The 26,263-nt window shown below is 63.3% G+C and carries 23 protein-coding genes; 10 read left to right on the top strand and 13 right to left on the bottom strand.

Annotated elements, in window-relative coordinates; all coding sequences use genetic code 11:
• Positions 1-167 precede the first annotated feature (167 nt).
• The 6 genes from X726_RS148130 to X726_RS148155 all read right to left on the bottom strand — a co-directional run bounded on the left by X726_RS148130 (position 168) and on the right by X726_RS148155 (position 8,263).
• On the bottom strand, positions 168-1,007 hold the full coding sequence (locus X726_RS148130) for an alkaline phosphatase family protein (RefSeq protein ID WP_023671391.1): 840 nt from the start codon (positions 1,005-1,007) through the stop codon (positions 168-170).
• Between the two features lie 64 nt (positions 1,008-1,071).
• Positions 1,072-2,727, bottom strand: a complete 1,656-nt coding sequence (locus X726_RS148135) for an ABC transporter ATP-binding protein (RefSeq protein WP_023671390.1) — start codon at positions 2,725-2,727, stop codon at positions 1,072-1,074.
• Positions 2,727-3,551: an ABC transporter permease gene (locus X726_RS148140; protein WP_023671389.1), complete on the bottom strand. Its 825-nt coding sequence runs from the start codon at positions 3,549-3,551 to the stop codon at positions 2,727-2,729. Before X726_RS148140 ends, X726_RS148135 begins: the two co-directional genes overlap by 1 nt.
• A gap of 9 nt (positions 3,552-3,560) precedes the next feature.
• Entirely contained in the window at positions 3,561-4,520 is a 960-nt protein-coding gene (locus tag X726_RS148145; protein ID WP_023671388.1) for an ABC transporter permease, read from the bottom strand.
• 16 nt (positions 4,521-4,536) lie between these two features.
• Positions 4,537-6,123, bottom strand: a complete 1,587-nt coding sequence (locus X726_RS148150) for an ABC transporter substrate-binding protein (protein WP_023671387.1) — start codon at positions 6,121-6,123, stop codon at positions 4,537-4,539.
• A 154-nt stretch (positions 6,124-6,277) separates the two neighbouring features.
• Positions 6,278-8,263, bottom strand: a complete 1,986-nt coding sequence (locus X726_RS148155) for a CocE/NonD family hydrolase (protein WP_023671386.1) — start codon at positions 8,261-8,263, stop codon at positions 6,278-6,280.
• Positions 8,264-8,444: 181 nt separating this feature from the next.
• Between X726_RS148155 and X726_RS148160 the strand changes: the two genes are divergently transcribed.
• Together X726_RS148160 and X726_RS148165 are read left to right on the top strand one after the other, a co-directional pair.
• On the top strand, positions 8,445-8,699 hold the full coding sequence (locus X726_RS148160) for a BrnT family toxin (protein ID WP_023671385.1): 255 nt from the start codon (positions 8,445-8,447) through the stop codon (positions 8,697-8,699).
• Positions 8,686-8,997 (top strand): BrnA antitoxin family protein, encoded by a 312-nt coding sequence (locus X726_RS148165; protein ID WP_023671384.1) that lies wholly within the window; start codon positions 8,686-8,688, stop codon positions 8,995-8,997. The genes X726_RS148160 and X726_RS148165 overlap by 14 nt, the downstream gene beginning before the upstream one ends.
• Positions 8,998-9,007: 10 nt before the next feature.
• Here the strand turns inward: X726_RS148165 and X726_RS148170 are convergent, their stop codons facing one another.
• From X726_RS148170 to puuE, 4 genes are read right to left on the bottom strand one after another with little or no spacing between them, the layout of a single operon-like run.
• Entirely contained in the window at positions 9,008-9,601 is a 594-nt protein-coding gene (locus X726_RS148170; protein ID WP_023671383.1) for a nucleoside deaminase, read from the bottom strand.
• A gap of 3 nt (positions 9,602-9,604) precedes the next feature.
• The gene (locus tag X726_RS148175; RefSeq protein WP_023671382.1) at positions 9,605-10,105 is read right to left on the bottom strand and encodes an ureidoglycolate lyase; all 501 of its coding nucleotides are present in this window, start codon (positions 10,103-10,105) and stop codon (positions 9,605-9,607) included.
• Positions 10,102-10,965 carry a bifunctional allantoicase/(S)-ureidoglycine aminohydrolase gene (locus tag X726_RS148180; protein ID WP_023671381.1) on the bottom strand — a complete coding sequence of 288 codons (864 nt, stop codon included), beginning with the start codon at positions 10,963-10,965 and terminating at the stop codon, positions 10,102-10,104. Before X726_RS148180 ends, X726_RS148175 begins: the two co-directional genes overlap by 4 nt.
• A 26-nt stretch (positions 10,966-10,991) precedes the next feature.
• Positions 10,992-12,410, bottom strand: a complete 1,419-nt coding sequence (gene puuE, locus X726_RS148185) for an allantoinase PuuE (RefSeq protein WP_023671380.1) — start codon at positions 12,408-12,410, stop codon at positions 10,992-10,994.
• A 184-nt stretch (positions 12,411-12,594) separates the two neighbouring features.
• Between puuE and uraH the strand changes: the two genes are divergently transcribed.
• The 4 genes from uraH to xdhC all read left to right on the top strand — a co-directional run bounded on the left by uraH (position 12,595) and on the right by xdhC (position 17,989).
• On the top strand, positions 12,595-12,969 hold the full coding sequence (uraH, locus tag X726_RS148190; protein WP_023671379.1) for a hydroxyisourate hydrolase: 375 nt from the start codon (positions 12,595-12,597) through the stop codon (positions 12,967-12,969).
• A 3-nt stretch (positions 12,970-12,972) separates the two neighbouring features.
• A complete protein-coding gene (gene xdhA / locus X726_RS148195; protein WP_023671378.1) occupies positions 12,973-14,454 on the top strand; it encodes a xanthine dehydrogenase small subunit in 1,482 nt (493 codons plus the stop codon).
• Positions 14,454-16,820, top strand: a complete 2,367-nt coding sequence (xdhB, locus tag X726_RS148200) for a xanthine dehydrogenase molybdopterin binding subunit (protein ID WP_023671377.1) — start codon at positions 14,454-14,456, stop codon at positions 16,818-16,820. Before xdhA ends, xdhB begins: the two co-directional genes overlap by 1 nt.
• Positions 16,821-16,894: 74 nt before the next feature.
• A complete protein-coding gene (gene xdhC / locus X726_RS148205) occupies positions 16,895-17,989 on the top strand; it encodes a xanthine dehydrogenase accessory protein XdhC (RefSeq protein WP_023671376.1) in 1,095 nt (364 codons plus the stop codon).
• A gap of 12 nt (positions 17,990-18,001) precedes the next feature.
• On the opposite strand, the gene X726_RS148210 is transcribed toward xdhC, so the two are convergent.
• The 3 genes from X726_RS148210 to X726_RS148220 form a co-directional block, all read right to left on the bottom strand.
• Positions 18,002-19,252 carry an LLM class flavin-dependent oxidoreductase gene (locus X726_RS148210; protein ID WP_023671375.1) on the bottom strand — a complete coding sequence of 417 codons (1,251 nt, stop codon included), beginning with the start codon at positions 19,250-19,252 and terminating at the stop codon, positions 18,002-18,004.
• Positions 19,249-20,190 (bottom strand): LLM class flavin-dependent oxidoreductase, encoded by a 942-nt coding sequence (locus X726_RS148215; protein ID WP_023671374.1) that lies wholly within the window; start codon positions 20,188-20,190, stop codon positions 19,249-19,251. Before X726_RS148215 ends, X726_RS148210 begins: the two co-directional genes overlap by 4 nt.
• A gap of 107 nt (positions 20,191-20,297) precedes the next feature.
• Positions 20,298-21,218 (bottom strand): LysR family transcriptional regulator, encoded by a 921-nt coding sequence (locus X726_RS148220; protein ID WP_023671373.1) that lies wholly within the window; start codon positions 21,216-21,218, stop codon positions 20,298-20,300.
• Between the two features lie 135 nt (positions 21,219-21,353).
• On the opposite strand from X726_RS148220, the gene X726_RS148225 reads away from it, so the two are divergent.
• The 4 genes from X726_RS148225 (at position 21,354) to X726_RS148240 (ending at position 26,158) form a co-directional block, all read left to right on the top strand.
• Entirely contained in the window at positions 21,354-22,571 is a 1,218-nt protein-coding gene (locus X726_RS148225) for a urate hydroxylase PuuD (RefSeq protein WP_023671372.1), read from the top strand.
• A 2-nt stretch (positions 22,572-22,573) separates the two neighbouring features.
• Positions 22,574-23,890, top strand: a complete 1,317-nt coding sequence (gene guaD, locus X726_RS148230) for a guanine deaminase (protein WP_023671371.1) — start codon at positions 22,574-22,576, stop codon at positions 23,888-23,890.
• A gap of 312 nt (positions 23,891-24,202) precedes the next feature.
• Complete coding sequence (locus X726_RS148235; RefSeq protein WP_023671370.1) at positions 24,203-24,709, top strand: heme-degrading domain-containing protein; 507 nt, start codon at positions 24,203-24,205, stop codon at positions 24,707-24,709.
• 168 nt (positions 24,710-24,877) lie between these two features.
• Positions 24,878-26,158 carry a glycerate kinase gene (locus tag X726_RS148240; RefSeq protein WP_023671369.1) on the top strand — a complete coding sequence of 427 codons (1,281 nt, stop codon included), beginning with the start codon at positions 24,878-24,880 and terminating at the stop codon, positions 26,156-26,158.
• The last annotated feature ends 105 nt before the right edge of the window (positions 26,159-26,263 follow it).

Here is a 26,263-nt window from a genome sequence, read left to right as displayed (position 1 = left end):
CCCTTCTCCCCGTCACTATACGGGGAGAAGGTGCCGGCAGGCGGATGAGGGGCGGCGCCGGCGTTGGGGTATTTATTTTGATGTTAGCGCTGCCCCTCACCCTTACCCTCTCCCCGTATAGTGACGGGGAGAGGGGGTAGCGAACGGCGGCTCAGCGACGACCTCCGTCACCCCAAAAACGGCTTAGCCTTCATGGTCTCCGGCACCGGCACACCCAGCCGCTTCAGCACCGTCGGCGCCAGTTGCAGCTGATCAAGCAGCGTGTCCGGATCCGGCCCTTTGCCGGCTCCGAAATAATACAGCGCGAAATCCTGCATTTCATCGTCGCGGCCGCCATGATGGCCGCGGTCTGTCTGGCCGTGGTCGGCGGTTACGATCACCTCGTAACCGGCTTGCCGCCAGCCCGGCAGGAAGGCTGCCAGCATGCCGTCCATCGCATAGCAGGCATGGTCCATTTCGTGGCAGTCATGGCCGAAGCGATGACCCATCGAATCCAGCGTGCAGGTGTGCAGGATCCCGTAGTCGATATCATGGCGCCGGGTCAGCATGGTCAGCGTCGCAAACAGGTCGACATCGCTCGGCGTCATCTGGTTGCGGGCATTATAGCCGGTCATGGTGTGGAAGCGGCCATGCGTGATGGGTCCGTTGGGCTCGTCGAACTCCATGTCCTCGATCAGGTCGAACGGATAGGAGCGGAAGAATTCGGACCAGTAGGAGTGCGTCACCGCGCCGGTCTTGCCGCCGGCCTTGCTGACTTCGGAGAAAATATCCGGCTTGTTGACGAGAAACCGGTTTTCGTTGGACAGGATGCCGTGCTCCTGAGGCGAAACCCCGGTATGAATCGAAGCATAGCAGCAGGCCGAAGTAGACGGCAGCACCGAGCGCATCTTCCACACCTGCGCCTCGCCCGACTGCACCCAGCCCTCGAGATTGCCCATCAGCCGGCGCCAGTTCCGGTAGGGCACGCCATCGAGAATGATGAGCAGCAGTTTGGTCTTGAGCGCCATGGGCGGCTCCGGAAAGCTTTTGTCGTTGAAAGAAGTTTTCGCGACAAAGGCCGCGAATTCCCTACTAATTCCCCGCGCTCGCCATGCGCCGTCCCTTGATCGCCTTTTCCAGCCAGCCGATCTCCATCTCGGGAACGGACGACAGCAGCAGGTCGGTATAGGCGTCGAAGGGCGGCGTCAGCACCTTGCTCTTGGCGCCGTAGCGCACCACCTCGCCGCGGTACATCACCGCGATCGAATCGGCGATCGACTTCACCGTCGCCAGATCGTGAGTGATGAAGAGGTAGGCGACCTTCTCGTGCTGCTGCAGGTTGAGCAGCAGCTTGAGAATGCCGTTCGCCACCAGCGGGTCGAGCGCCGATGTCACCTCGTCGCAGATGATCAGCTTGGGCTTGGCGGCGAGCGAGCGGGCGATACAGACGCGCTGTTTCTGGCCTCCGGAGAGTTCGGCCGGATAACGATCGAGAAAGCCCTTGCCCATCTCGATCTCGTCGAGCAGTTCGGCGACGCGCTTGTCGCGCTCGCGGCCGCGTATGCCGAAGTAGAATTCCAGGGGCCGGCCGATGATGGTGCCGACGGTCTGGCGCGGGTTCATCGCCACGTCGGCCATCTGGTAGATCATCTGCAATTGCCGCAGATCCTCCTTCGGCCGGTCGGCAAGCCTGTTGGCGAGCGGCCTGCCGTCGAAGGTGACGGTGCCTTCTTCCGGCGGCAACAGCCCGGTGATGGCGCGCGCCAGCGTCGACTTGCCGGAGCCGGATTCACCGACGACGGCCAGCGTCTGTCCCGGATAGATGTCGACCGAGACGTTCTTCAGCACCTTGACGTGGCTGCCGCCGTAAGCGGCGGTGACGTTCTTGACCGACAGGAACGGCGCGGCGCCGGGCTTCTGCTCGGCATGCTCGATCTCATGCACCGAGACCAGCGCATTGGTGTATTCCTGGCGCGGCTCCTTGATGATCTGGCGAGTGCCGCCCCATTCGACCAGCCTGCCATGGCGCAGCACCATGATCTCGTCCGAGACCTGGGCGACGACGGCAAGATCGTGGGTAATGTAGAGCGCCGCGACATGGGTGTCGCGGATGGCGTCCTTGATCGCCGCCAGCACGTCGATCTGCGTCGTCACGTCGAGCGCCGTGGTCGGCTCGTCAAAGACGATCAGGTCGGGTTCCGAACACAGCGCCATCGCCGTCATCACGCGCTGCAACTGGCCGCCGGAGACCTGGTGCGGGAACCGTTCGCCGATGATTTCGGGGTTTGGCAGGCTGAGCTTCTTGAACAACGCCACGGCACGTTTCTCGGCCTCGGCGCGTGTCGCCGTGCCGTGCAGCAGCGTTGCTTCCACCACCTGGTCCATCAGCTTGTGCGCCGGGTTGAAGGCGGCGGCCGCCGACTGCGCGACATAGCAGACCTCGCGGCCGCGCAATTTGCGGAAACCTTCCTTGCCCCCCTTGAGGATATCGCGGCCGTTGAGCAGCACCTCTCCGCCGGTGATGCGCACGCCGCCACGGCCATAGCCCATCGACGACAGGCCGATGGTCGACTTGCCGGCGCCGGACTCGCCGATCAGGCCGAGCACCTTGCCCTTTTCCAGCGTCAGCGAGACATCGTGGACCAAAACGATGTTCTTCGGCGCTTCGCCGGGCGGAAACACTGTCGCTTCGATGCGCAGATTGCGGATATCGAGCAGCAGGCCGGGCTTTGCTTTTGTGTCAGCCATCACCCGCGTCCTCCCTTCAGGCTTGTCGTGCGGTTGAGCACCCAGTCAGCGACCAGATTGACCGAAATCGCCAGTGCCGCGATCGCCGCGGCGGGGATGAGTGCCGCCCCGATACCGAAGACGATGCCGTCCTTGTTTTCCTTGACCATGCCGCCCCAGTCGGCATCCGGCGGTTGCACGCCAAGGCCGAGAAAGGACAGCGTCGACAAGAACAGCACCGCGTAGATGAAGCGCAGGCCAAGTTCCGAGACCAGCGGCGACAGCGCGTTGGGCAGGATCTCGCGGAAGATGATCCAGCCGCTGCCTTCGCCCCGCAGCTTGGCGGCCTCGACATAATCCATGACGTTGATGTCGACGGCCACCGCGCGCGACAGCCGGTAGACGCGGGTCGAGTCGAGGACGCCCATCACCAGGATCAGCGTCACCAGATTGGTCGGCAGCACCGAAAGCACGACGAGCGCCATGATCAGGGTCGGGATCGACATCAGCAGATCGACAAGGCGCGACAGAAGCGTGTCGAACCAGCCGCCGAACACCGCCGCCGAAAAGCCGAGGATGGCGCCGAGCGAGAATGACAGCGCGGTGGCCAGCACCGCAATGAACAGCGTGATGCGAGCGCCGTAGATCATGCGCGACAGAAGATCGCGACCGAGATTGTCGGTGCCCAGCAAATGTGCCGCCGTCATCGGTTCCCAGACATCGCCGACGATTTCGGCATTGCCGTACGGTGCGATCAACGGTGCGAAAACTGCCGCCAGCACGAACATAGCCGTCAGCACGATGCCGATCAGCGCGGGGATGGGGATGCGTTTGATGTCGAGCATGCCCGCCGCCTATTTCGGATGTCTGAGGCGCGGATTGGCGACAATCGCCCCGATGTCCGCAATGATGTTCAGGCTGATATAAACGGCGGCGAAGACCAGGCCGACCGCCTGCACCACCGGCACGTCGCGCTTGGTGACGTGGTCGACCAGATATTGTCCCATGCCGGGATAGACGAAGATCACCTCGACCACGACGACGCCGACGATGAGGTAGGCGAGGTTGAGCATGACGACGTTGATGATCGGCGCTATGGCATTGGGGAAAGCATGCTTGCGGATGACGTTGAAGGCCGACAGGCCTTTCAGTTCTGCCGTCTCGACATAGGCCGACTGCATGACGTTGAGGATGGCCGCGCGGGTCATGCGCATCATATGCGCCAGCACAACCAGCGTCAGCGCGGTGGCCGGCAACGCGATCGCCTGCATGCGCTCACCGAACGGCATGCCGTCATAGACCGTGGAAATGGCCGGGAACCATTGATACTTCACGGCAAAGAAATAGACGAGCACATAGCCGATGAAGAATTCCGGGAAAGATGTCGAGGCGAGCGCCAGGCCGGAGATCAGCTTGTCGACCCAGCCATTGCGGTAACGCACGGCGATCAGGCCGAGGATGATGGCCAGCGGCACGGCCACGATCGCAGCCCAGAAGGCGAGGAACAGCGTGTTCCACAGCCGCCCCTTGATCGACGTGGCAATATCCTGGCCGCTCGACATCGCCGTGCCAAGATCGCCGGTGAGCACACCGCCTAGCCAATGGAAATACCTGATGTAAGCCGGCTGATTCAGGCCGAGCTGCTCGCGCAGATTGGCGAGCGATTCCGGCGTCGCCGACTGTCCGAGAATGGCTTGCGCGACGTCGCCGGGCAGGATCTGGGTGCCGGCGAAGATCAGGACCGAAACGGCCAGCAAGAGGACGATGCCCAGCGCAACGCGCTGGGCCACAAGTTTCACGACGGGTGAGGACATATCCGCAAAGCCGGGCTCAGGCTTCGAGCCAGCACTTCGCCAGCGCGTAGCCGTTCATCAGCTCCTGATGCGGATCGTCGACCCAGCCGCCGACCTTGGCGCCTGTCGCATCGATGAACTGATTGAACATCGGCAGGATCAGGCCGCCCTCGTCGCGCACCAGCACGGCCATGTCGTGGTACATCTGCTTGCGCTTGGTCTCGTCGAGTTCGGCGCGTGCAGCCAGCACCAGCTTGTCGAAGTCCGGACGCTTGAAACGGGTGTCGTTCCAGTCGGCGGTCGACAGATAGGCGGTCGAGTACATCTGGTCCTGGGTCGAGCGGCCGCCCCAATAGGAGGCGCAGAAGGGCTGCTTGTTCCAGACCTCGTTCCAGTAGCCGTCGCCGGGCTCGCGCTTGAGCTCGATCTTGATGCCGGCCTTGGCCGCGCTCTGCTGGAAGAGCTGCGAGGCGTCGACCGCGCCCGGGAAGGCGACGTCGGAGGTGCGCAGCAGCACGGTGCCGTCATGGCCCGACTTCTTGTAGTGGAACTTGGCCTTGTCGGGATCATATTTGCGCTGCTCGATCTCGGAAAACAGCGGATAGGACGAATTGATCGGGAAGTCGTTGCCGAGCGAGCCGTAGCCGCGCAGCACCTTGTTCAGCATCTCCTCACGGTCGATCGCGAGCTTCAGCGCCATGCGCAGGTCGCTGTTGTCGAAGGGCGCGGTGTTGCAATGCATGATGAAGACATAGTGGCCGGGGCCGGCATGGTTGCGGATGGTGACGCCCGGTACGCGCTTGATCAGGTCGACGATCTTCGGCTCGACGCGGTTGATCATGTTGACCTGGCCGCCCTGCAGGGCCGCCGTGCGCGCGGTCGCGTCGTTGATGACGATGATCTCGATCTGGTCGGCATGGCCCATCTTGTCGGCCTGCCAGTAATTGGCGAAGCGCTCGCCGCCATGGCGCACGCCGGGCTCGTTGGTGGTGACCTTGTAGGGTCCTGCCGAGATGCCGGCATCCGCCTTGTCCTTGCCGCCGTTGGGCTGGACGATGAGGTGGTAGTCGCTGAGGAGATACGGAAGGTCGGCGTTGGCCTCCTTCAGCGTCAGGACGACTTCCTTGCCACTGGCTTTGATGCTGTCGATGCCCTTCATGTAGCCCAGCGCGCCGGACTTCGACTTTTCATCGGAATGGCGCTCGAGCGTTGCCGCCACATCCTCAGCGGTCACCGTCTTGCCGTTGTGGAATTCGACGCCGTCGCGGATTTTCAGCGTCCACACCTTGGCGTCGTCCGACGAGCCGATCTCTTCGGCGATGCGGTTCTCGAGCTTGCCTTCCGGGGACAGCTCGACGATCAGTTCGCCCCACATCTTGCCAAAAGCGAACGGCACTTGCGTCATGAACAAAGCCGGGTCCAGGCTGTTCGTGGATTCGCCGCCGACGAGGCCGGCCTTCAGCGTGCCGCCCTTGACCGGGCCTTCCGCACGAGCCGCACTGGAAAGCAGCATATTGGCGAAGGGCGCTGTGACGCCGAGTGCGGCGGCGCGGCCGAGGAAATCACGACGGCTCAGCTTGCCGGACGCAACGCGCCGGCTCAGATATTCGAGTTCGTTGGACATTTGAGTTCCTCACTCTGTTGGTTCGACCTTATGGTCGTTTTTTGCTTGTTGTTACCAAAGGGATATTGACCGGAAGGCAAAGCCGTAAGCAAGACGGAATGCGACATGCCGTGGCGTAAATCGTGCGTCGCAACTGGACCAGTCGGGTGGACGCTCAGAGCAGGTCGCGCGGGATCGTCTCTTCGAAATCGCGTTCGAAAACCAGCGTTTCGCCCTCATAGGCTGCGATTCTGGCGCTGACGATGAAGTTTTGCGCATCGCAGCGGATTTCAGCCGACGTCTCGGTGCGCACCGACCATCCGTTTCGCGACAAGGTCTGCGTCCAGTGCGTGCGGCCCGAGGCAGACAGCGGGTCGTCGGGGTGGATCGTCCAGCTCTCGCGGGCAATGCTGCCATTGGCCAGTCCATGCGCGAGATCGCGCACTTCTCCGAAATCATCCGTGATCGACAGCGTGACGATGCCGGTCTTCTCATCGCGATCGACGTGACGCTCGGAATTCGCTGCACGAACTGTCGCGATTGCCCAGGGTGGTGCGCCTTCGGGAGACTGGAATGAGGTCTCGTCGCTTTTTGCGAGCGGGCGCAGCGGCAGCCTCAGCGTCGCCGCTGAAAGGTCGAGCCGCACCGGCTCCGGCGACGACCAGATCATCGGCCAGTAAGCATTGGAAACCGCGATGCGCAGGCGGTGTCCGGCCGGCACGCGGTAGGCGCACTGGTCGAGAATAACGCGCGCCGCAACCGTTTCGCCCGGCACCAGCGCTTGCGGCTGTTCGTGCGAAGCGCGATGCGTCAGGTTGAGCACGCCGTAGGAGATCAGTTCCGAGGCGCCGTCGGGGTGCACGTCGCACAGCCGCACCGCGATGTTCGCCTGCGGGCGATCGGACGACACCCGGATGAGAAGCTCCGGCGCGCCGACGATGTCGAGTGCCTCGGCAAGCACAGGCTGATCGAAGCAGACGGACAGCGCGTCGTCCGGGCGCTGGTCGCCCGGCAGTTCCGGGCCAAAGGTGAAGGGAAAATATTCGCCGCCGGCGAGCCCGCAGCTTTGCGGGGTCGCCACGATCGCCGGCCTGACGCCGTCAGCAATGAGTTCGATCGCCCCGACCTTGATGTTGGGAGACGGCCATTCCTGTTCGGCCACCCAACGGCCCAGCCGCTCCGGGTGCCAGCGCGCGGGGCGCACACTGTCCATGACATAGGCGCGATAGTCCGGGTCGGCCTCGACACCGGTGTCGACGCCTTTCAGCCAGCGGTCCCACCAGCGCAACGCCTCCTGCAGGAAGCCGATGGCGGGTGTTGGCCCGGCATAATGCGGGTATTTGTGGATCCACGGCCCGACAATGCCCTTCACCGGCGCCTGGATGTTGGCGACGAGGTGCGAGATCGTGTTGCGGTAGCCGTCATGCCAGCCGCCGATCGACAGCACGGCGGCTTTGACCGCGGAGAAATCCTCGCAGATCGAACCGCGTTTCCAATAGGCGTCGCGATGCTGATGGCTGAGCCAGAGCGGCAGAAGGAAAGACTGGTTCTCCAGCCGCGTCAGCCAGAGGTCGCGCCAGCGGTTGTCGCCCGCAATCAGCGGATCCGGCGGTCGCGACGAATAGGACAACATGGTCGAGGCCCAGCCGAAATTTTCCGTCAAAAGGCAGCCGCCCTTGTAGTGGATGTCGTCGGCGTAGCGGTCGACGGTCGAGCACAGGCTGATCACCGCCTTCAGCGCCGGCGGCTGCTTGGCCGCCACCTGCAGGCAGTTGAAGCCGCCCCAGGAAATGCCCATCATGCCGACACTGCCGTTGCACCAGGGCTGTGCTGCCGCCCAGGCAATCACATCGCAGGCGTCCTGCAATTCCTGTTCGGAATATTCGTCGTCCATCAGCCCTTCGGAATCGCCATTGCCGCGCATGTCGACGCGGATCGAGGCGTAGCCGTGGCCGGCGAAATAGGGATGCGTCAGCTGATCGCGAAAGATGGTGCCGTCGCGCTTGCGGTAGGGCAGGTGCTCGAGGATCGCCGGCACCGGATCGCTGCTGGCGTCCTCCGGCATCCAAACCCGCGCCGACAGCCGGCAACCATCCGGCATGACGATGCCCATATCGGGGAATTCGATGACCTTGCGGGGAAATTCGGTGATGGTTTTCATGCGATGCTCCAGGATGTCAGTGACGCATGAAGCGGGCATGTCATGAAGTCAAACGGGCGACGGCCGGTGTCGCCGCGACGACGCCACGATATGTAGCCCGATTGTTTTGCCCTGATGTTGCAGGATTATAATTAATGTATTACATTTATTACTGAACCCAACGTGATGAGGATGGTTTCGCCTGAGAATCGTTTGGGATGAGCCAAAGCGCGTGACGAACCTGGACAGCCGGGGTCTCGATTTTGCCGAACTCGATATTGAGTTTTTTGCGACTTCAACCGTCCTTCCAGCCAAGGCCGACCGGTTCAAGGCGATTGGCGAATTCGGAGAGATCATCCTGGCCGTGATTTTCAAGCCGCTTGGTTCGGAGGCGATTTCGGTGATCTCGATGCGCCGTGCCAGCCGAAAGGAAAGGTCAGTATATGAACAATCCTAAATCGCGTGTTCGACCGCTTACCGATGCGGAGGAAGTGGAAATTCAAAGACAAATTGTTGATGATCCCGACGATGCGGAGACGACAGACGAACAGTTGGCGCAAGCCAGGCCTTTCGCGGAAGTGTTTCCAGAACTTTTCGAGAGCATAAGGCGTGCTCGTGGCCGGCCAGCCGTGGAGAAGCCTAAGCAAGTCGTGTCCATCCGTCTGGATCAGGATGTCATCAGTAAATTCAAGGCGACCGGCAAGGGCTGGCAGGCCAGGATCAACGAGGTGCTGAAAAACGCGAAGGTAGGCTAGGCAATCCGCGTCAGTTCAGCGGAATGTCGTTTTCGGACTTGCGCGCCTGATAAGCGCCGGACAGTTCGTCGTAGCGGGTGGAAATATTGCCGATCCTTGCCTCAAGCCGGCCGCGCTCGGCCTCGGGCAGCGCCCGCACCAGCCTGCGAATGGAAAAACTCTTCCAATAAGCGTTCTCGGCATTGTAACCGCCGGGATCAAGAGTGAAGACCTCTTTCAGGATTTTCAGATCGTGCGGGATCGCAAAGCTGTCGCGTGAATCCTCGTGGCTGAAGAGGTAGTAGAAATTGTCGAAGCCGGTCCAGGTGATCGCCGACAGGCAGAGCGAGCAGGGCTCATGCGTGGCGATGAAGATGGCGTCCTTGGTGTCGACGCGCTCGGCTTTCGGCATTTCATAGAAACGCTTCAGGCAGTGCACCTCGCCATGCCAGAGCGGATTTTCCATCTCGTTGTTGGTTTCGGCCAGCACCAGCGAGCGGTCGCCCTTCCGCAGGATGGCGGCGCCGAACAGCTTGTTCCCATGGGCCACGCCCTCTGCCGTTTTCGGCACGATGTCGTGCTCGATGACATCGAGCAGGCGGTCGATCAGCGATATGTCGGTCATTTCTCAGGTCTCGTTGGGGAGATGGATTTCGTAGGGGTGCGAGAAATGGAACTCTTCGAGGTTGGAGCCGTCACCGCCGCGGTCGACGATGACGAAATCCTGCGCTTCACCGAGTGGTGTCAGCACGCCGTGCCAGAGATTGCGCGGATAGTTGACGCCTTGCCCCGGTGCGGTGATGAAGGCATGCGGCTCGCGCGGACCGTCCTTGCCGTCATGGCAGACGACGACCAGGAAAGGTCGCGGTGACAGCGGGATGAACGCCTGGCTGCCTAAGGGATGGCGCTCGACCATGGTCAGCTTCAGCGGCAGGTCGTAAGGAGTGCCGCGCGCCATCGAGATCAGCACGCGGGCATTCGGTCCCGCGGCTTCAGCGGTGGCGAGATTCTGGTAGCGCTCGGTCTTGCCGCCATTGATCGGGTAGTGATTGCCGCCGCCCATGTCGATGACATCGCCGAAGCCGGCAAAGCTTTCGCGGGTCAGCGGCCGCGCTGTGATGCGGGTCACCGCGCGCGACCGCCAATGGCCGCGCCGCCAAGCTTGGCGTGCCGGTTGACGTCCTTGTAAAGGAGATAACGGAACTTGCCGGGGCCGCCTGCGTAGCAGGCCTGCGGGCAGAAGGCGCGCAGCCACATGAAGTCGCCGGCCTCGACCTCGACCCAGTCCTGGTTGAGGCGGTAGACCGCCTTGCCTTCCAAGACATAGAGCCCGTGCTCCATGACATGCGTCTCGGCAAACGGGATGACGGCGCCGGGCTCGAGTGTGACGATGGTGACATGCATGTCGTGGCGAATGTCGGCTGGATCGACGAAACGGGTCGTCGCCCAGCGACCCTCGGTGCCGGGCATCGGCGTCGGCGCCATTTGCTGGTCACTGCTGAACAAGACTTCCGGCGCGTCGATGCCGTCGACGGCCTCATAGGCCTTCCTGATCCAGTGGAAGCGTACGGCGTCGCGACCTTCGTTGCGCACCGTCCAGCCGCTGTCCGGCGGCAGGAAGGCAAAACCGCCGGCTTGCAGCACGTGCTTCTTGCCGGCCAGCGAAACGGTCAACTCGCCCTCAACCACGAACAGCACGCCCTCGGCGCCGGCGTCCGGCTCGGGCCGGTCGCTGCCGCCGCCGGGCAGGACCTCGACGATGTACTGCGAAAATGTCTCGGCGAAACCCGAAAGCGGCCTGGCGATGATCCAGGCCCTGGTCTCGTCCCAGAACGGCAGTGGGCTGGTGACGATGTCCTGCATCACTCCCTTCGGTATGACGGCATAGGCCTCAGTGAAGACGGCGCGGCCGGTCAAAAGCTCAGTTTGGCCGGGATGGCCGCCATGCGGTGCATAATAGGTTTTCTGGTCAGTCTTGATCATATCCATTGGGTCCTGACCCCTCAGTCATTTCATTAGAGCGGGAGCATGTCTTTCAGGCGGAGCAGCGCGATGCGCTCGACCTGTTTGCAGGCGGTATCGAGTTCTACGCCACGGCTGTTGCCGATGCGCGCCTCGAACTCGGCGAGGATCTCCTCCTTGGTCTTGCCCCGCACCGCGATGATGAAGGGAAAGCCGAAGGTGGTGACGTAAGCGGCGTTGAGCTTGGAAAACAGCTCGCGCTCCTTGTCGGTCAGCGCGTCGAGGCCGGCGGAGGCCTGCTCGCGTGTGGATTCCGCAGTGAGGCGTCTCGCTTCGGCCAGTTTGCCAGCGAGATCGGGATGGGCGTTGAGGACGCCGATCCGCTCGGTTTCGCTGGCGGCGCGGAAGACGCGGCAGAGCGCATTGTGCAGGCCGCCGGCGCTGTCATGCGCCGGCCCAAGCTCCAGCTCATAGGCACGTTCGGCGATCCAGGGCGAATGTTCGAACACGCCGCCGAAAGTGTCGACGAAGGTCTCGAACGCCATCTTCGACGGCTTGAGCGCCGCCGGCTGGTAGGGGTGGTTCTCCTGCCAGTGCCTGGCGATATCGATGCGCCGTGCCAGCCAGACCTTGTCGTGCGATCTGACATAGTCGACGAAGCGCTTCAGCGCCGCCACCCGCCCGGGACGTGCGACGAGGCGGCAATGCAGGCCGATATTCATCATCCGCGGCCGGCCCGCTTTGCCCTCGGCATAGAGCGTGTCGAAACTGTCCTTCAAATAGGCGAAGAACTGGTCGCCGGAATTGAATCCCTGCGGCGTGGCGAAACGCATGTCGTTGGCATCGAGCGTGTAGGGGATGACGAGTTGCGCGCCGCCGCTGTGCTCGAACCAGTAGGGCAGTTCGTCGTCATAAGTGTCCGACACATAGTCGAAGCCGCCCTCTTCGGCCACCAACCGCACCGTATTGACCGAGGTGCGGCCGGTGTACCAGCCGGTCGGCCGTTGGCCCGTCACCTCGTAGTGCAGCTTGATCGCCGCTTCGAGGTCGCGGCGCTCGTCCTCGGCGCTGTGGTCGCGGTAGTCGATCCATTTCAGCCCGTGCGAGGCCATTTCCCAGCCGGCCTCCTGCATCGCCGCCACCTGGTCGGGCGACCGGGCTAATGCTGAGGCGACCCCGTAGCAGGTCACCGGCACTTGCGCCTCGCTGAACAGGCGCAGCAGCCGCCAGAAGCCTGCCCGCGCGCCATATTCGTAGATCGATTCCATGTTCCAGTGGCGCTGGCCGACCCAGGGCGCGGCGCCGACGATTTCCGACAGAAAGGCTTCCGAGGCCTTGTCGCCGTGCAGCACGCAGTTCTCGCCGCCTTCCTCGTAGTTGACGACGAATTGGACGGCCACATGCGCACCGCCCGGCCATTTCGGATCCGGCGGATTGGCTCCGTAGCCGCGCATGTCTCTAGAGTAACGCATTGCCCCTCCCCGCCGGACGCTGCCGGAAGTTGTGATCAGGATAGTCGAAAGGGTTGCTCGCGCATTCCCCCGAAATTTTTGAAAGTGTTTTTGTGCCACTCCGCTCGACCGGGACTTATGCATCGCCTTTAATTGGCGCACAATTCACTGCTTTGTTCGGCTGTATCGGAAATGGGAGGCGCCAGTGGCAGAAACGTCGAAAGCCGATGGCGGACGTCTGACGACGCATGTGCTCGACACCGCGACCGGCAAGCCGGCGGCGGGCATGTCGATCACGCTTTATCATCTTGAGAGCAACGCGCGGATACATTTGAAGACCGTCGTCACAAATGCCGACGGCCGCTGCGATGCGCCGCTGCTGGCAGGAGCGGAATTCCGCCTTGGAGAATACGAACTGGTCTTCGCCGCCGGTGACTATCTACGCGGCCAAGGCACCAAACTGCCGGAACCGGCCTTCCTCGACAGCGTGCCGATCCGCTTCGGCATGGCAGAATCCGTGCATTATCACGTGCCGTTGCTTATCTCTCCCTATGGCTACTCGACCTACAGGGGGAGCTGACGCATGGCCAAGATCACCATACGCAACGAGATCCGCTTCATCCTCAATGGCAGGGATGTCGCGCTGTCGTCGGTGGCGCCCGACGCGACCTTGCTCGACTGGTTGCGGCTCGACCGCTCGCTGCGCGGCACCAAGGAAGGCTGCGCCGAGGGCGATTGCGGCGCCTGCACGGTGCTGGTCGGAAAAATGTCCGCCGGCAAGCTGGTTTATGAAAGCGTCAATGCCTGCATCCGCTTCCTGGGCTCGCTCGACGGCACCCATGTCGTCACCGTCGAGCATCTGCGCGCCGCGCCTGGCCAATTGCATCCGGTGCAGCAGGCGATGGTCGATTTCCACGGTTCGCAATGCGGCTTCTGCACGCCGGGCTTCGTCATGTCGCTCTACGGCCTGTGGATGAAGTCGCCGGACCCGTCGAATGCGGCGATCGAAAAGGCCTTGCAAGGCAATCTTTGCCGCTGCACCGGTTACGAGGCAATCATGCGCGCCGCGCGTGCCATCTCCAGCTACGGCAAGGCGGCGAAGGATCCGCTGGCGGCCGAGCGCAAGGCGATCACGGCCAGGCTCGAGGCTATGCATGACGGTGCCCGCGTCGAAATCGGCGCCGGCAAGCAGCGGCTGGTTGTGCCGGCTGACGTCGACGATTTCGCCGCTGTACTGGATAAGGAACCCGACGCCACTGTTGTCGCCGGCTCGACCGACGTCGGCCTGTGGGTCACCAAGCACATGCGCGACATCTCACCGGTAGTCTTCATCGGCAATCTCGAGGGGCTGTGCGCGATCTCCGAAGAAAATGATGTCATCACCATCGGCGCCGGCGTCACCTACACCGACGCCTTCGCGACACTGGCCAAGCGCATCCCCGCGCTCGGGCCATTGTTCGACCGCATCGGCGGCGAACAGGTACGAAACATGGGCACCATCGGCGGCAACATCGCCAATGGCTCGCCGATCGGCGACACGCCGCCGCCCCTGATTGCGCTTGGTGCGCAGCTTACGCTGCGCCGCGGCAAGAAGCGGCGTACCATCGCGCTCGAAGATTTCTTCATCGCCTATGGCAAGCAGGACCGGCAGCCAGGCGAATTCGTCGAGGCCGTGCACGTTCCCGTGCCGGCCAAGGGCACGAAGTTTGCCGTCTACAAGATCACCAAGCGCCGCGACGAGGATATCACCGCAGCCCTCGGCGCCTTTTTCCTCGACCTCGCCAAGGATGGCACGGTGGCCGATGTCTGCATCGCCTATGGCGGCATGGCGGCGACCCCAAAGCGGGCTTTCGGTGTCGAAAAAGCGCTGCTCGGCAAGCCGTGGACGGAGACGACGGTGGAAGCGGCCATGGCTGAATATGCCGGCGATTTCACCCCGCTGACCGATATGCGGGCATCGGCCGAATACCGGGCGCTGGCGGCCAGGAACCTGCTGCTGCGCTTTTTTGCCGAAACCAGCGGCAGCAAGGCGCCGTTCCAGGTGTCGCGCAACGAGGCGGCCTGATGAACAAGCACGCCTCTCCAGATCTCAAGGCGCAGAAGATTTCCGGTGGCGTCGCCGCCGACCAGCGCCACGATTCCGCGCACAAGCATGTCAGCGGCAGCGCGGTCTATATCGACGATATGCCGGAACCGGCGGGCATGCTGCATGGCTGCCTCGGCCTGTCCACGGCGACGCATGCGACGATCAGCAAAATGGATCTGTCGGCGGTGCGCGCGGCGCCGGGCGTCGTCGATGTGCTGACGGCCAAGGACGTTCCGGGCGAAAATGACATTTCGCCGACCGGTCGACACGACGAGCCGGTGCTGGCCGACGACAAGGTGCAGTTTTATGGTCAGCCGATCTTCTGCGTTATTGCCAAGACGCGCGAACAGGCGCGCCGCGCCACCCGGCTGGCCAAGGTCGAATACAGTCCATTGCCTTTCGTCACCGACATTGGCGATCTCGACCCCCGCAAGGACAAGCTGGTCACGCCGCCGCTCACGCTGAAGCGTGGCGATGCCGCTGCCGCGATCAAGGCGGCGCCGCGCCGGCTGAAGGGCAAGATGCGCATCGGCGGCCAAGAGCATTTCTATCTCGAAGGCCATATCGCAGTGGCCATTCCTGGCGAGGACCAGGACGTCACCATCTATTCCTCGACCCAGCATCCGAGCGAAGTCCAGCATATGGTCAGCCATGCGCTGGGCGTGCCGAGCAACGCCATCACAGTGGAAATCCGCCGCATGGGTGGCGGCTTCGGCGGGAAGGAGACGCAAGGCAACCAGTTTGCGGCATTGGCTGCGATCGCCGCCAAGAAACACCATCGCGCGGTCAAGATCCGGCCCGACCGTGACGACGACATGATTGCCACCGGCAAGCGCCATGACTTCCTCGTCGACTACGAAGTAGGTTTCGACGACGCCGGCAACATTCTTGGCGTCGACTTCATGTTCGCGGCGCGTTGCGGCTTTTCATCGGACCTGTCCGGCCCGGTCACCGACCGCGCGCTGTTCCATTGCGACAACACCTATTTCTGGCCGGCGGTGCATGCGCAATCGGCGCCGCTTTACACCAACACCGTGTCGAACACGGCGTTTCGCGGCTTCGGCGGCCCGCAGGGCATGGTCGGCGCCGAACGGGTCATCGACGAGGTTGCCTTTGCCGTCGGCAAGGACCCGCTCGAAATCCGCAAGCAGAATTTTTATGGCACCAGTGGTGATAAAGACGGGGGCCGCAACGTCACCCCTTATCACCAGACGGTCGAGGACAACATCATCCACCGCATCGTCGCCGAGCTGGAGGCGAGCGCCGACTATGCGGGGCGCCGCCGCATCATCCAGGCCTTCAACGCCAACAGCCGCTTCATCAAGCGCGGCCTGGCGCTGACGCCGGTCAAATTCGGCATCTCTTTCACGGCCACCCACTACAACCAGGCCGGCGCGCTGGTGCATGTCTACACCGATGGTTCGGTGCATCTGAATCACGGCGGCACCGAGATGGGGCAAGGCCTCTACGTCAAGGTGGCGCAGGTGGTGGCGGAAGAGTTCCAGATCGACCTCGACCAGGTCAAGATCACCGCGACGACCACCGGCAAGGTGCCCAACACTTCGGCCACCGCGGCGTCGTCCGGCACCGACCTCAACGGCATGGCGGCGCAGAACGGCGCCCGCCAGATCAAGGAACGGCTGACCGACTTCGCCGCCGAAAAATACCAGGTGCCGCGCGAGCAGGTGCTTTTCCTGCCCAACCGGGTGCGCATCGGCAACCAGGAGATCGCCTTCACCGACCTCGTCAAGCAGGCCTATATGGCCCGCATCCAACTGTCGGCGGCGGGTTTTTACAAGACGCCGAAAATCCACTGGAACCGTGACAAGGGCGAGGGCCGTCCGTTCTATTATTTCGCCTATGGCGCCTCGTGCTCGGAAGTCTCGGTCGACACGCTGACCGGCGAATATGTCGTCGAGCGCACCGACATATTGCATGAAACCGGCCGCTCGCTGAACCGCGCCATCGATCTCGGCCAGATCGAGGGCGGCTTCATCCAGGGCATGGGCTGGCTGACGACGGAGGAGCTGTGGTGGGACGACAAGGGCCGGCTGCGCACGCATGCGCCGTCGACCTATAAGATCCCGCTCGCGTCCGACCGGCCGAAGATATTCAACGTCACGCTGGCCGACTGGCCGGAGGCCAACGAGCCGACGGTGCACCGTTCCAAGGCGGTCGGCGAACCGCCCTTCCCGCTCGGCATGTCTGTGCTGCATGCGCTGTCGGACGCGGTGGCAAGTGTGGCCGATCATAAGGTCTGTCCGCGTCTCGACGCTCCTGCAACACCAGAACGGGTGCTGATGGCGATCGAACGGCTGAAGGGTGAAGCCAAGAATAGCGCCTGACTCTGACCTGGATTCTGGCAAAACGTGCAATTCAGACTGAAAAACCCTATATTTCCCGTACGGGAATGCGAAATATGAAGTCGAAAGTGCAAAGCCTCAGAGCTTTTCTCGCCAGCGCCGGCCGGCTTGCTCTAGTCGAAGTGGCCGGCACCAAAGGCTCGACTCCGCGCGAGAAGGGCGCCTTCATGCTCGTATCGCAGGCGGCGATTTTTGGCACGATCGGCGGCGGTCAGCTCGAGTACATGGCGATCGACAAGGCGAGGCAGATGGTGGGGTCTTCACCCTCCCCCTTGTGGGGAGGGTCGACCGGCGAAGCCGGCCGGGGTGGGGGTGCGGACGATCGTGCCAAGCCACCCCGTTTCGCGGACGCCGCCACGCGGCGTCCGCTCACCGACCCTCCCCACAAGGGGGAGGGTAAAGAAGCCCGCATCGCGGTCGATGAAGTCCGCGCCACGCTTGACGTGCNCGACCCTCCCCACAAGGGGGAGGGTAAAGAAGCCCGCATCGCGGTCGATGAAGTCCGCGCCACGCTTGACGTGCCGCTAGGTCCCGAGATCGGCCAGTGCTGCGGCGGGCGCGTCGAAGTCTTGATCCGTATCGTCGATGCCGCGCTTGCTGCCGAGCTGATCGCGGCCGCAGAAGCCGAGGAAGCCCACCTGCCGCATGTCTATATCTTCGGCGGCGGCCATGTCGGCCAGGCGCTGGCCTCGACCGTTGCACTTCTTCCCGTGCGTGGTGTCGTCATCGAGACGCGGGCCGAAGCGCTGGAAGGCATGCCGGAAACCGTCGAGACGCTGCTGACGCCGATGCCCGAGGCCGAGGTGCGAAACGCCCCCGCCGGCACCGCCTTCGCCATCCTCACCCACGACCATGCGCTGGATTTCCTCATCGTCGCCGAGGCGCTGAAGCGCGACGACGCGGCCTATGTCGGCATGATCGGCTCGAAAACCAAGAGAGCGACGTTCAGGAACTGGTTCCTGAAATCGGCGGATGGCACGGAGGCTGAGTTGGCCCGCCTCGTCTCCCCGATCGGCGGCGACGCCGTCAGGGACAAGCGCCCGCCGGTGATCGCGGCGCTCGCGGCAGCCGAGATCATGACGGCACTGGTCGTTCACAACACCGCGCCGAATGCCGACCATGAAGTCCAGCACAAGATGATGGCCGGCTAAGCTTCGGCGCGGCTAAGCAGGCCGCTTCAGGCCGAGATGATCTCGCAAGGTGCTGCCTTCGTATTCCCGACGGAACAGTCCGCGCCGCTGCAGTTCCGGCACCACCAGCGTGGCAAAGGCATCGAGCTCGCCGGGGAAGTATGACGGCATGACGTTGAAGCCGTCCGCGCCGCCGCCCTCGAACCGCGCCTGCAATTCGTCAGCGATCTGCGCCGGCGTGCCGACGATACGCCAATGGCCACGTGCGCCGGCGAAATGGCGCGCAAGCTGGCGGATCGACAGGCCGTCGCGGCGCGATTGTTCGATGACCAGCGCCTGGCGGCTTTTCATTCCCTCGGTCTCCGGCAGCTCGGGCATCGGTCCGTCGATCGGATAGCTCCCGAGATCGGAGATGCTGAGATAGCTGGACAGTAGCGCCACGCCGACATCGTCGGGGATCAGCGCCTGGAATTCCTCCTGTTTCTCCCGCGCTTCGGCCTCGGTATCTGCCACCACCGGGGAGACGCCGGGCATGATCTTGATGTCGTCGGGTTCCCGCCCATAGGCAGCCATACGGCCCTTGAGGTTGTCGTAAAAGCCCTTGGCTTCCTCGAGGGTCTGCGCCGCCGTGAACACGACGTCGGCGGTGCGGGCGGCAAGGTCGCGGCCGACATCCGAGGCGCCGGCCTGCACCATCACCGGCGCGCCCTGCGGCGAGCGCGGCAGGTCGAGCGGGTCGCGCACCGAAAAGCTCTGGCCGTTGTGACCGTGAAAGCCACTGCCTTGCCAAAGTCCTGATACCACCTCGGCGAATTCGCGCGCCCGCTCGTAGCGGTCGGCATGCGGTTTCAGGCCCGTCGCGCCGAAATTGGCGGCTTCGATGGGGCTGGCCGACGTCACCAGGTTCCAGCCAGTCCGGCCACCACTCAGATGATCGAGCGACAGAAAGGTGCGCGCCAGGCCGTAGGGCTCGTTGTAGCTGGTCGACGCCGTCGAAACGAGGCCGATGCGGCTGGTCTGCACGGCGAGCGCGGACAGCAGGCTGATCGGCTCGAAGCCGATCGAGCGTGAGGTCTGGCTGGCGATGCCGACATTGGCTTCGCGCAGACCGGCGGCGTCCTCGCAGAACACCATGTCGAACTTCGCCGCTTCCGCCGTGCGCGCCAGCTGGATGTAATGATCGATGTCGATGCCTGCCGTGACATGCGCCTTGGGGTGACGCCAGGCGGCGATGTGGTGGCCCGTCGCCCACAGGAAGGCGCCAAGCTTCATCTGGCGGGTCATTGCGCTCCTCCGGCAAGTCTGAGATGAGAGCGCAAGGTGGTGCCGGGATAATCCGGGCGGACGAGGCCGCGGCGCTGCAATTCCGGCAGCACGCGGCCGATGAAACCGTCAATCGCCGCAGGCGGTATTGCGATGTTGAACCCGTCGCAGCTTTGCGAGCTGAACCATGTTTCGAGCGCGTTGGCAGCGACATCTGCGCCAACGTTCAGCAGCAGCTTGACCGCACCCGGATCGCGTCCGCAGGCCACAACGCGGCGCTTGAGATCGTCATGGCGCGCCTTGGGGTCCTTTGTGGGTCTGTCCAGCAGGACGACATCGGCAGTGCGGGCGGCCATATCCAGGTCGGCCTCGGACAGGCCGGACAGCACCAGCACCGGCGTATCCTGCGGCGAGCGCGCGACGTTCAGCGGCCCGCGCACGGAGAAAAATTCGCCCTTGTGGTCGAGCAGGTGCATTTTTTCGGGATCGTGGAAGCGGCCGCCGATCTTGTCGAACAGCAGCGCGTCGGCATCCCAGCCCTGCCACAGGCGCTGAACGATGCCGATGTATTCCTGCGTGCGGCGGCGGAACACATCGTCGGAAAATCCATCCGGCCGGCTGAAATTGGCGGCTTCCCGTGGCGCCTGCGCCATGGTCGCGTGCCAGCCGGCGCGGCCATGGCTGATGATGTCGAGCGAAGCAAAACGGCGCGCCAGATTGTACGGCTGGTGAGCCACCGTCGAGGCTGCAGCGACAAGGCCGATCCGACTTGTCACCGTCGCCAGCGCCGCCAGCAAGGTCGTCGCTTCGAAAGAACTCGACCCGGCGCTGTTCGGCGCGGAATCATCGAGGACAATCATGTCCAGCCCCGCCGCTTCCGCTTGCTTGGCAAAGCCGGCCAGGTCGCTAAACCCGAGCGGCTGCCCGGAAGTAATGTTGAGCGAAACGGCAAGATGCATTGTGGCTTGCTGGTCAGTCGGCATGGGACCATCGATCATAGGCCGGCGTATGCGAACCTAAGGTCACCTGCTTGTAAGACAACCCTGGCGACTGGGCCAACAGCCCCTCACTTGCCGGCCAGCAAATCCTTGATCAGCCGCTGGCAACGCTCGGCCATGAAGTCGAGCAACAGCCGCACCTTTGGATCCTGCAGCTTCTTGTGCGGATAGACGGCGGCGAACTGCACCGGCGTTGGCGGCGTGCTGGCCAGGATGACCTGCAGCCGCCGGTCGCGGATGAAGGGTTCGACCTCGAAGCGCGGCTTGTTGATGATGCCGCGGCCCGACAGCGCCCAGCCGGTCAGCACATCGCCATCGTCGGTGTCGTAGGGGCCGTGCACCTCGAATTTCTGCGGGCCGGACGGCGTCTGCAGCGTCCAGACATATTCGCGCGCCCCGGAATAGCGCAGCATCAGGCAGTCGTGCTTCTTGCCGATCAGCTCCTGTGGCTCCACCGGCTCGCCGCGCGCTTCGAGATATTTCGGTGCCGCCACCAGCACGCGTTCACATTCCATGATGCCGCGCATCCGCAGGCTGGAATCCTCGATGATGCCGAGCTTGAAGGCGACGTCGATGCCTTCCTTCATGATGTCGATATTGTGGTCGGAGAGCCTCAGCCGCACCTCGATATCGGGGTATTTGTCGTGGAAATCCGGAATGCCCGACGCCACCAGCCGCCGTCCGAGGCCGAGCGGTGCGGTCACCTTGATGGTGCCGCGCGGTTGGCCGGAAAGCGCCGAAACCGCGGCTTCCGCCTCGGTGATAGCCTCCAGCACCTGCTTGGCGCCGGAGTAGAACACCGTGCCATGCTCCGTCGGCATCAATTGCCGTGTCGTGCGGTTGAACAGCCGCACGCCGAGGTGTTTTTCCAGCTCCTTGATGCGGTTGGAGGCGACCGCCGGCGAAATGCGCATGTCGCGGCCTGCCGCCGAGAGATTACCAAGCTCGACGACGCGGACGAAGACGGCGATGTTGTCGAGATAGGCCATTCGTGGCTCTTTATGTGGCGGCGTACGTGGTCAGCCTAGTATTTTCCATTTTTTTTTGAAAGTCATCGTACACCTCGCCTCTTTTCGTTTGCGCCCCACACCGTAAAGTCAGCCGATCGGCAGGGACGATTTCACATGATGGATTTCGCGATTTTCTGGGACTGGCTGAGTTTCGCCGTGCGCTGGCTGCACGTCGTCACCGGCATCGCCTGGATCGGCTCGTCCTTCTATTTCGTCGCGCTCGACCTTGGCCTGCGCCAGCGCCCCGGCATGCCGGTCGGCGCATTCGGCGAGGAATGGCAGGTGCATGGCGGCGGCTTCTACCACGTCCAGAAATATCTGGTGGCGCCGGCCGAAATGCCGGAACACCTGACCTGGTTCAAGTGGGAATCCTACGCCACCTGGCTGTCCGGCTTCGCCATGCTGTGCGTGGTCTACTATGCCGGCGCCGACCTGTTCCTGATCGACCCCAATGTTCTGTCCATGTCGGTTCCCGTGGGCATCCTGCTGTCGATGGCGACGATCGGCGTCGGCTGGGTTGTCTACGATCTGCTCTGCCGGTCGCCGCTCGGCAAAAGTGACACCGGACTGATGCTGGTGCTCTATGGCGTTCTGGTGTTCATCGCCTGGGGTCTGACGCATCTGTTCACCGGCCGCGCCGCTTTCCTGCATCTCGGCGCCATCACCGCCACTATCATGTCGGCCAATGTCTTCATGGTGATTATTCCAAACCAGAAGATCGTCGTCGCCGACCTGATTGCCGGCCGAAAGCCCGACCCGAAATACGGCAAGATCGCCAAGCAGCGCTCGCTGCACAACAACTACCTGACGCTGCCCGTGCTGTTCCTGATGCTGTCGAACCACTATCCGCTGGCGTTTGCGACGGAGTTCAACTGGGTCATCGCCTCGCTGGTGTTCATCATCGGCGTCTTGATCCGGCACTATTTCAACACCGTGCATAAGCGTGCCGGCAACCCCCACTGGACCTGGATGGCGGCTGCGGTGCTATTCGTCATCATCATGTGGCTGTCGACAGCGCCGAAAATACTGACCGGCGAGCCCAAGGCATCCGCCGCGGCCGAAGTCTATATCGCCTCGTCGCATTTCCCGGCGGTGCGCGACACCGTGCTTGGCCGCTGCTCGATGTGCCATACGGCCGAGCCGGTCTATGAAGGCATCTACCATGCGCCGAAGGGCGTGATGCTCGACACCGACGCCGGCATTGCCGAGCATGCGCGTGAAATCTATTTGCAGGCCGGGCGCAGCCACGCCATGCCGCCCGCCAACGTCACCCAGATCAGCGACAAGGAACGGGCGCTGCTGGTCGCCTGGTTCGAAGGCGCAGGGAAATAGGGATGACCTCCACACTTCTGCGCGGCCGCACGCTAAGCTTCTTGCGCTGGCCCGAAGCCATCGACGACCATGCCGCCTGGCGCTATGAGGAGGATGGCGGCCTGCTGATCCGCGACGGCCGGATCGTTGCCGCAGGCAGCTACACGGAAGTCGAAAAGCAAGCGGGCGACGGTGCGAAAAGGATCGATCATCGGCCGCATCTGCTGCTGCCCGGCTTCATCGATGCGCATGCGCATTTCCCGCAGATGCAGGTCATTGCCTCCTACGGCGCCGAACTGCTCGACTGGCTGAACACCTACACCTTTCCCGAAGAGACCAAATTCGCCAACGCCCAGCATGGCCGCCGCATCGCCCGGCTGTTCCTGGACGAGATGGTGCGCCACGGCACGACGACGGTCGCCGCCTACTGCTCGGTGCACAAGGCGTCTGCCGAAGCGTTCTTTGCCGAATCGCATGCGCGCGGCATGCTCAACATTGCCGGCAAGGTGATGATGGATCGAAACGCGCCGGTAGGCGTGCTCGACACGCCGCAATCCGGCTATGACGATACGAAGGCACTGATTGCGGAATGGCACGGCAAGGGCCGCCAGCTTTATGCGATCACGCCGCGCTTCGCCATCACCTCTTCGCCCGAACAGTTGGAGATGTCGGGCGCGCTCTGCCGCGAGCATCCCGATCTGCATATGCAGACGCATCTGTCGGAAAACCACGCCGAAATCGCCTTCACGCAAAAACTCTATCCGCAGGCGCGCGACTACACCGATGTCTACGAGCAGTATGGCCTGCTGGGGCCAAAGAGCCTGTTCGGCCACTGCATCCATCTCTTGGAACGCGAGGCCGATGCGCTGTCGGACAGCGGCTCGGTGGCGGTGTTCTGCCCGACCTCGAACCTGTTCCTCGGCTCCGGCCTGTTCGATTACCAGCGCTTTCGGCGCCGCGACAAGCCGCTGCGCATCGCCGCGGCCAGCGATGTCGGCGGCGGCACCAACTATTCGATGCTGCGCACCATGGACGAGGGCTACAAGGTGATCGCGCTGACTGGCGAAAAGCTGAACCCGTTCCAGTCCTTCTGGCAATTAACACGTGGCAATGCCGAGGCGCTGTCTATGGCGGACAAGGTCGGCACGCTGGATGAAGGCACCGATGCCGACATCACCGTGCTCGACGCCCGCGCCACGCCGGCGATGCGGCTGAGGATGGCGACTGTGGAGACGCTGGCGGAGGAGCTGTTCCTGCTGCAGACGCTGGGCGACGACCGTGCCGTGCGCGAGGTCTATGTCGCGGGGCGGCCGGCCAAGAGTGATATGATCGCGGGTTAGGACTCATCATCCGCGCGGGACAAGATGATGATTGCGCCTGGTTGCCAAGAGGTTCCCCCACTCCGTCGCCGCTTCGCGGCGCCACCTATCCCCCTCCGGAGGGAGAGGAAGGGAGCCTTTGCTTCGGAGGACGGGCGCCGGTTCGGACAGCTTTGCGCCCTTCCTCTACCCCGTCGATCGGGGGAGAGGTGTCGAGAGAAGCTCGACGGAGTGGGGGGGCGATCCTGGCGGGGCAAGACCACCACCGCGACGAGACCTTGACCGGGCGGAGCTTGTCGTACACACGATTTGTGACGATTTCGGAGAACAAAAATGGCCGCCGCAGACGACATCGCTCTGATCCAGAAACAGGAAGAGACGCTGGTCTTCCCGGCCTTCGACGAGGCCGTCGCGTTCAAGGTCGGCGCGGCGATCCGCGAGCGGGCGCTGGCCGAAAAGCTGCCCATCATCATCGATATCAGGCTGTGGGATCGGCCGCTGTTTTATGCCGCGATGCCCGGTTCAAACGCCTCCAACCCCGACTGGGCACGACGCAAGATCAATGTGGTCAAGCGCTACCTCAGGAGCACCTATCGTCTGGTGCTGGAACAGCAGCGACCGGACCGCACCTTCAAGGTCGGCGAGGGGCTGGATATTGCTGATTACGTACTGGCCGGCGGCGGGTTTCCGGTGACTGTAAAGGGTGCCGGCGTCATCGGCGTCATCGCCGTCTCCGGCCTGCCGGAACGCCAGGATCATGGCGTCGTCGTCGATGCACTGTGCGATCATCTCGGCGTCGATCGGACACAATTGGCGCTGCCGCCGGAAGGTAAATCGTGACGTTGGCGCTGCCCCTCATCCGCCTGCCGGCACCTTCTCCCCGTATAGTGACGGGGAGAAAGGACAAGCTCGAGCGCTGGCGATCCCCTCTCCCCGTCTTTCACGGGGTGAGGGTGAGGGGCAGCGCCAACGTTTGCTCATTTTGAAAACCGCCAGTTACGGCCAAGGATAACCGTGCTCGATCCCAAATCCTTTCTCATCTCGATCTTCAATGCCGCTGTTGCCGCTGCCGATCCTGAACGGACCATCAGGGATCATCTGCCGGCCAGGCCCAAGGGCCGCACCATCGTCATCGGCGCCGGCAAGGGCTCGGCGCAGATGGCGGCGGCATTCGAGAAGGTGTGGGATGGCCCGATCGAAGGGCTGGTCGTCACCCGCTACGGCTATGGCGCCAGATGCGAGCGCATCGAAATCATCGAGGCGGCACATCCGGTGCCGGACGCTGCCGGTCTTGAGGCGTCGCGGCGCCTGCTCGAAAAGGTGCAAGGGCTGACTGCGGACGACCTGGTAGTGGCGCTGATATCGGGCGGAGGATCGGCGCTGCTGCCGTCGCCTGCCGCCGGCCTGACGCTCGCCGACGAAATCGCCGTCAACGAGGCGCTGCTTGCCTCCGGCGCGCCGATCGCGGCGATGAACACAATCCGCAAGCATCTCTCGACCATCAAGGGCGGCCGGCTGGCAGCTGCCGCCTGGCCGGCCAAACTGGTATCACTGGTTGTCTCTGACATTCCCGGCGACAACCCGGCGCTGGTGGCCTCCGGCCCGACCGTGCCCGACTCCGGCAACCGCGCCGATGCGCTGGCCTCGATAGCGGCCTACGGCATGAAACTGCCCGACGCCGTCATGGCGCACATCAACTCGCCAGAGGCCGATGCGCCAGATCTGGATGACCAGCGCTTTTCACGCAATGAAGTGCACCTGATCGCCTCGGCTGGCGTGTCGCTGGAAGCGGCAGCCGCTGAGGCAAAACGGCAGGGCATCGAAGCCGTCATCCTCTCCGATTCCATCGAGGGCGAGGCGCGCGAGGTCGGTGGCGTGCATGCAGCCATTGCGCGCGAAGTGGCGACGCGCAACCGGCCGTTCAAAAAGCCGGTGCTGATCCTGTCCGGCGGCGAGACGACCGTGACCTTGCGGGCCCCTGTTGACGGAAAAAGGGGCAAGGGCGGCCGCAACTCCGAATTCCTGCTCGCCTTTGCCATCGGTATCAGCGGCGCGGAAGGTATTCATGCATTGGCCGCCGATACCGACGGCATCGATGGCTCTGAAGACAATGCCGGCGCCTTTGCCGATGGCTCAACTGTCTCGCGCATGCGTGCCGCCGGCATCGACGCCAAGGCGATGCTGGCCGGCAACAATGCCTGGACGGCGTTCAACGCGATCGGCGATCTGTTCGTGCCGGGGCCGACGGGTACGAATGTGAATGATCTGAGGGCAATCCTAATCAGTTAATTCGGCCGTGGCGGCCGAAGTTTCCAACGTTGGATTCACGACCGTAGGTGATTGGCTGAAGCCACTCAGCTTCGTCATCCCTGGGCGAAGCAGGAGCGAAGCTCC

It is taken from the genome of Mesorhizobium sp. LSJC285A00 (assembly GCF_000503155.1).
Taxonomy (GTDB): domain Bacteria; phylum Pseudomonadota; class Alphaproteobacteria; order Rhizobiales; family Rhizobiaceae; genus Mesorhizobium.
The sequence above is the reverse complement of the archived record's forward strand: the minus strand, read 5'-3'. Positions and strand labels throughout refer to the sequence as shown.

What these genes read in the sequence shown, in the direction of transcription:
- X726_RS148130 (WP_023671391.1), bottom strand. Translation starts at nt 1,007, where the DNA reads ATGGCGCTCAAGACCAAACTGCTGCTCATCATTCTCGATGGCGTGCCC.
- X726_RS148135 (WP_023671390.1), bottom strand. Translation starts at nt 2,727, where the DNA reads ATGGCTGACACAAAAGCAAAGCCCGGCCTGCTGCTCGATATCCGCAAT.
- X726_RS148140 (WP_023671389.1), bottom strand. Translation starts at nt 3,551, where the DNA reads ATGCTCGACATCAAACGCATCCCCATCCCCGCGCTGATCGGCATCGTG.
- X726_RS148145 (WP_023671388.1), bottom strand. Translation starts at nt 4,520, where the DNA reads ATGTCCTCACCCGTCGTGAAACTTGTGGCCCAGCGCGTTGCGCTGGGC.
- X726_RS148150 (WP_023671387.1), bottom strand. Translation starts at nt 6,123, where the DNA reads ATGTCCAACGAACTCGAATATCTGAGCCGGCGCGTTGCGTCCGGCAAG.
- X726_RS148155 (WP_023671386.1), bottom strand. Translation starts at nt 8,263, where the DNA reads ATGAAAACCATCACCGAATTTCCCCGCAAGGTCATCGAATTCCCCGAT.
- X726_RS148165 (WP_023671384.1), top strand. Translation starts at nt 8,686, where the DNA reads ATGAACAATCCTAAATCGCGTGTTCGACCGCTTACCGATGCGGAGGAA.
- X726_RS148170 (WP_023671383.1), bottom strand. Translation starts at nt 9,601, where the DNA reads ATGACCGACATATCGCTGATCGACCGCCTGCTCGATGTCATCGAGCAC.
- X726_RS148180 (WP_023671381.1), bottom strand. Translation starts at nt 10,965, where the DNA reads ATGGATATGATCAAGACTGACCAGAAAACCTATTATGCACCGCATGGC.
- puuE (WP_023671380.1), bottom strand. Translation starts at nt 12,410, where the DNA reads ATGCGTTACTCTAGAGACATGCGCGGCTACGGAGCCAATCCGCCGGAT.
- xdhA (WP_023671378.1), top strand. Translation starts at nt 12,973, where the DNA reads ATGGCCAAGATCACCATACGCAACGAGATCCGCTTCATCCTCAATGGC.
- xdhB (WP_023671377.1), top strand. Translation starts at nt 14,454, where the DNA reads ATGAACAAGCACGCCTCTCCAGATCTCAAGGCGCAGAAGATTTCCGGT.
- X726_RS148210 (WP_023671375.1), bottom strand. Translation starts at nt 19,252, where the DNA reads ATGACCCGCCAGATGAAGCTTGGCGCCTTCCTGTGGGCGACGGGCCAC.
- X726_RS148215 (WP_023671374.1), bottom strand. Translation starts at nt 20,190, where the DNA reads ATGCATCTTGCCGTTTCGCTCAACATTACTTCCGGGCAGCCGCTCGGG.
- X726_RS148220 (WP_023671373.1), bottom strand. Translation starts at nt 21,218, where the DNA reads ATGGCCTATCTCGACAACATCGCCGTCTTCGTCCGCGTCGTCGAGCTT.
- X726_RS148225 (WP_023671372.1), top strand. Translation starts at nt 21,354, where the DNA reads ATGATGGATTTCGCGATTTTCTGGGACTGGCTGAGTTTCGCCGTGCGC.
- guaD (WP_023671371.1), top strand. Translation starts at nt 22,574, where the DNA reads ATGACCTCCACACTTCTGCGCGGCCGCACGCTAAGCTTCTTGCGCTGG.
- X726_RS148235 (WP_023671370.1), top strand. Translation starts at nt 24,203, where the DNA reads ATGGCCGCCGCAGACGACATCGCTCTGATCCAGAAACAGGAAGAGACG.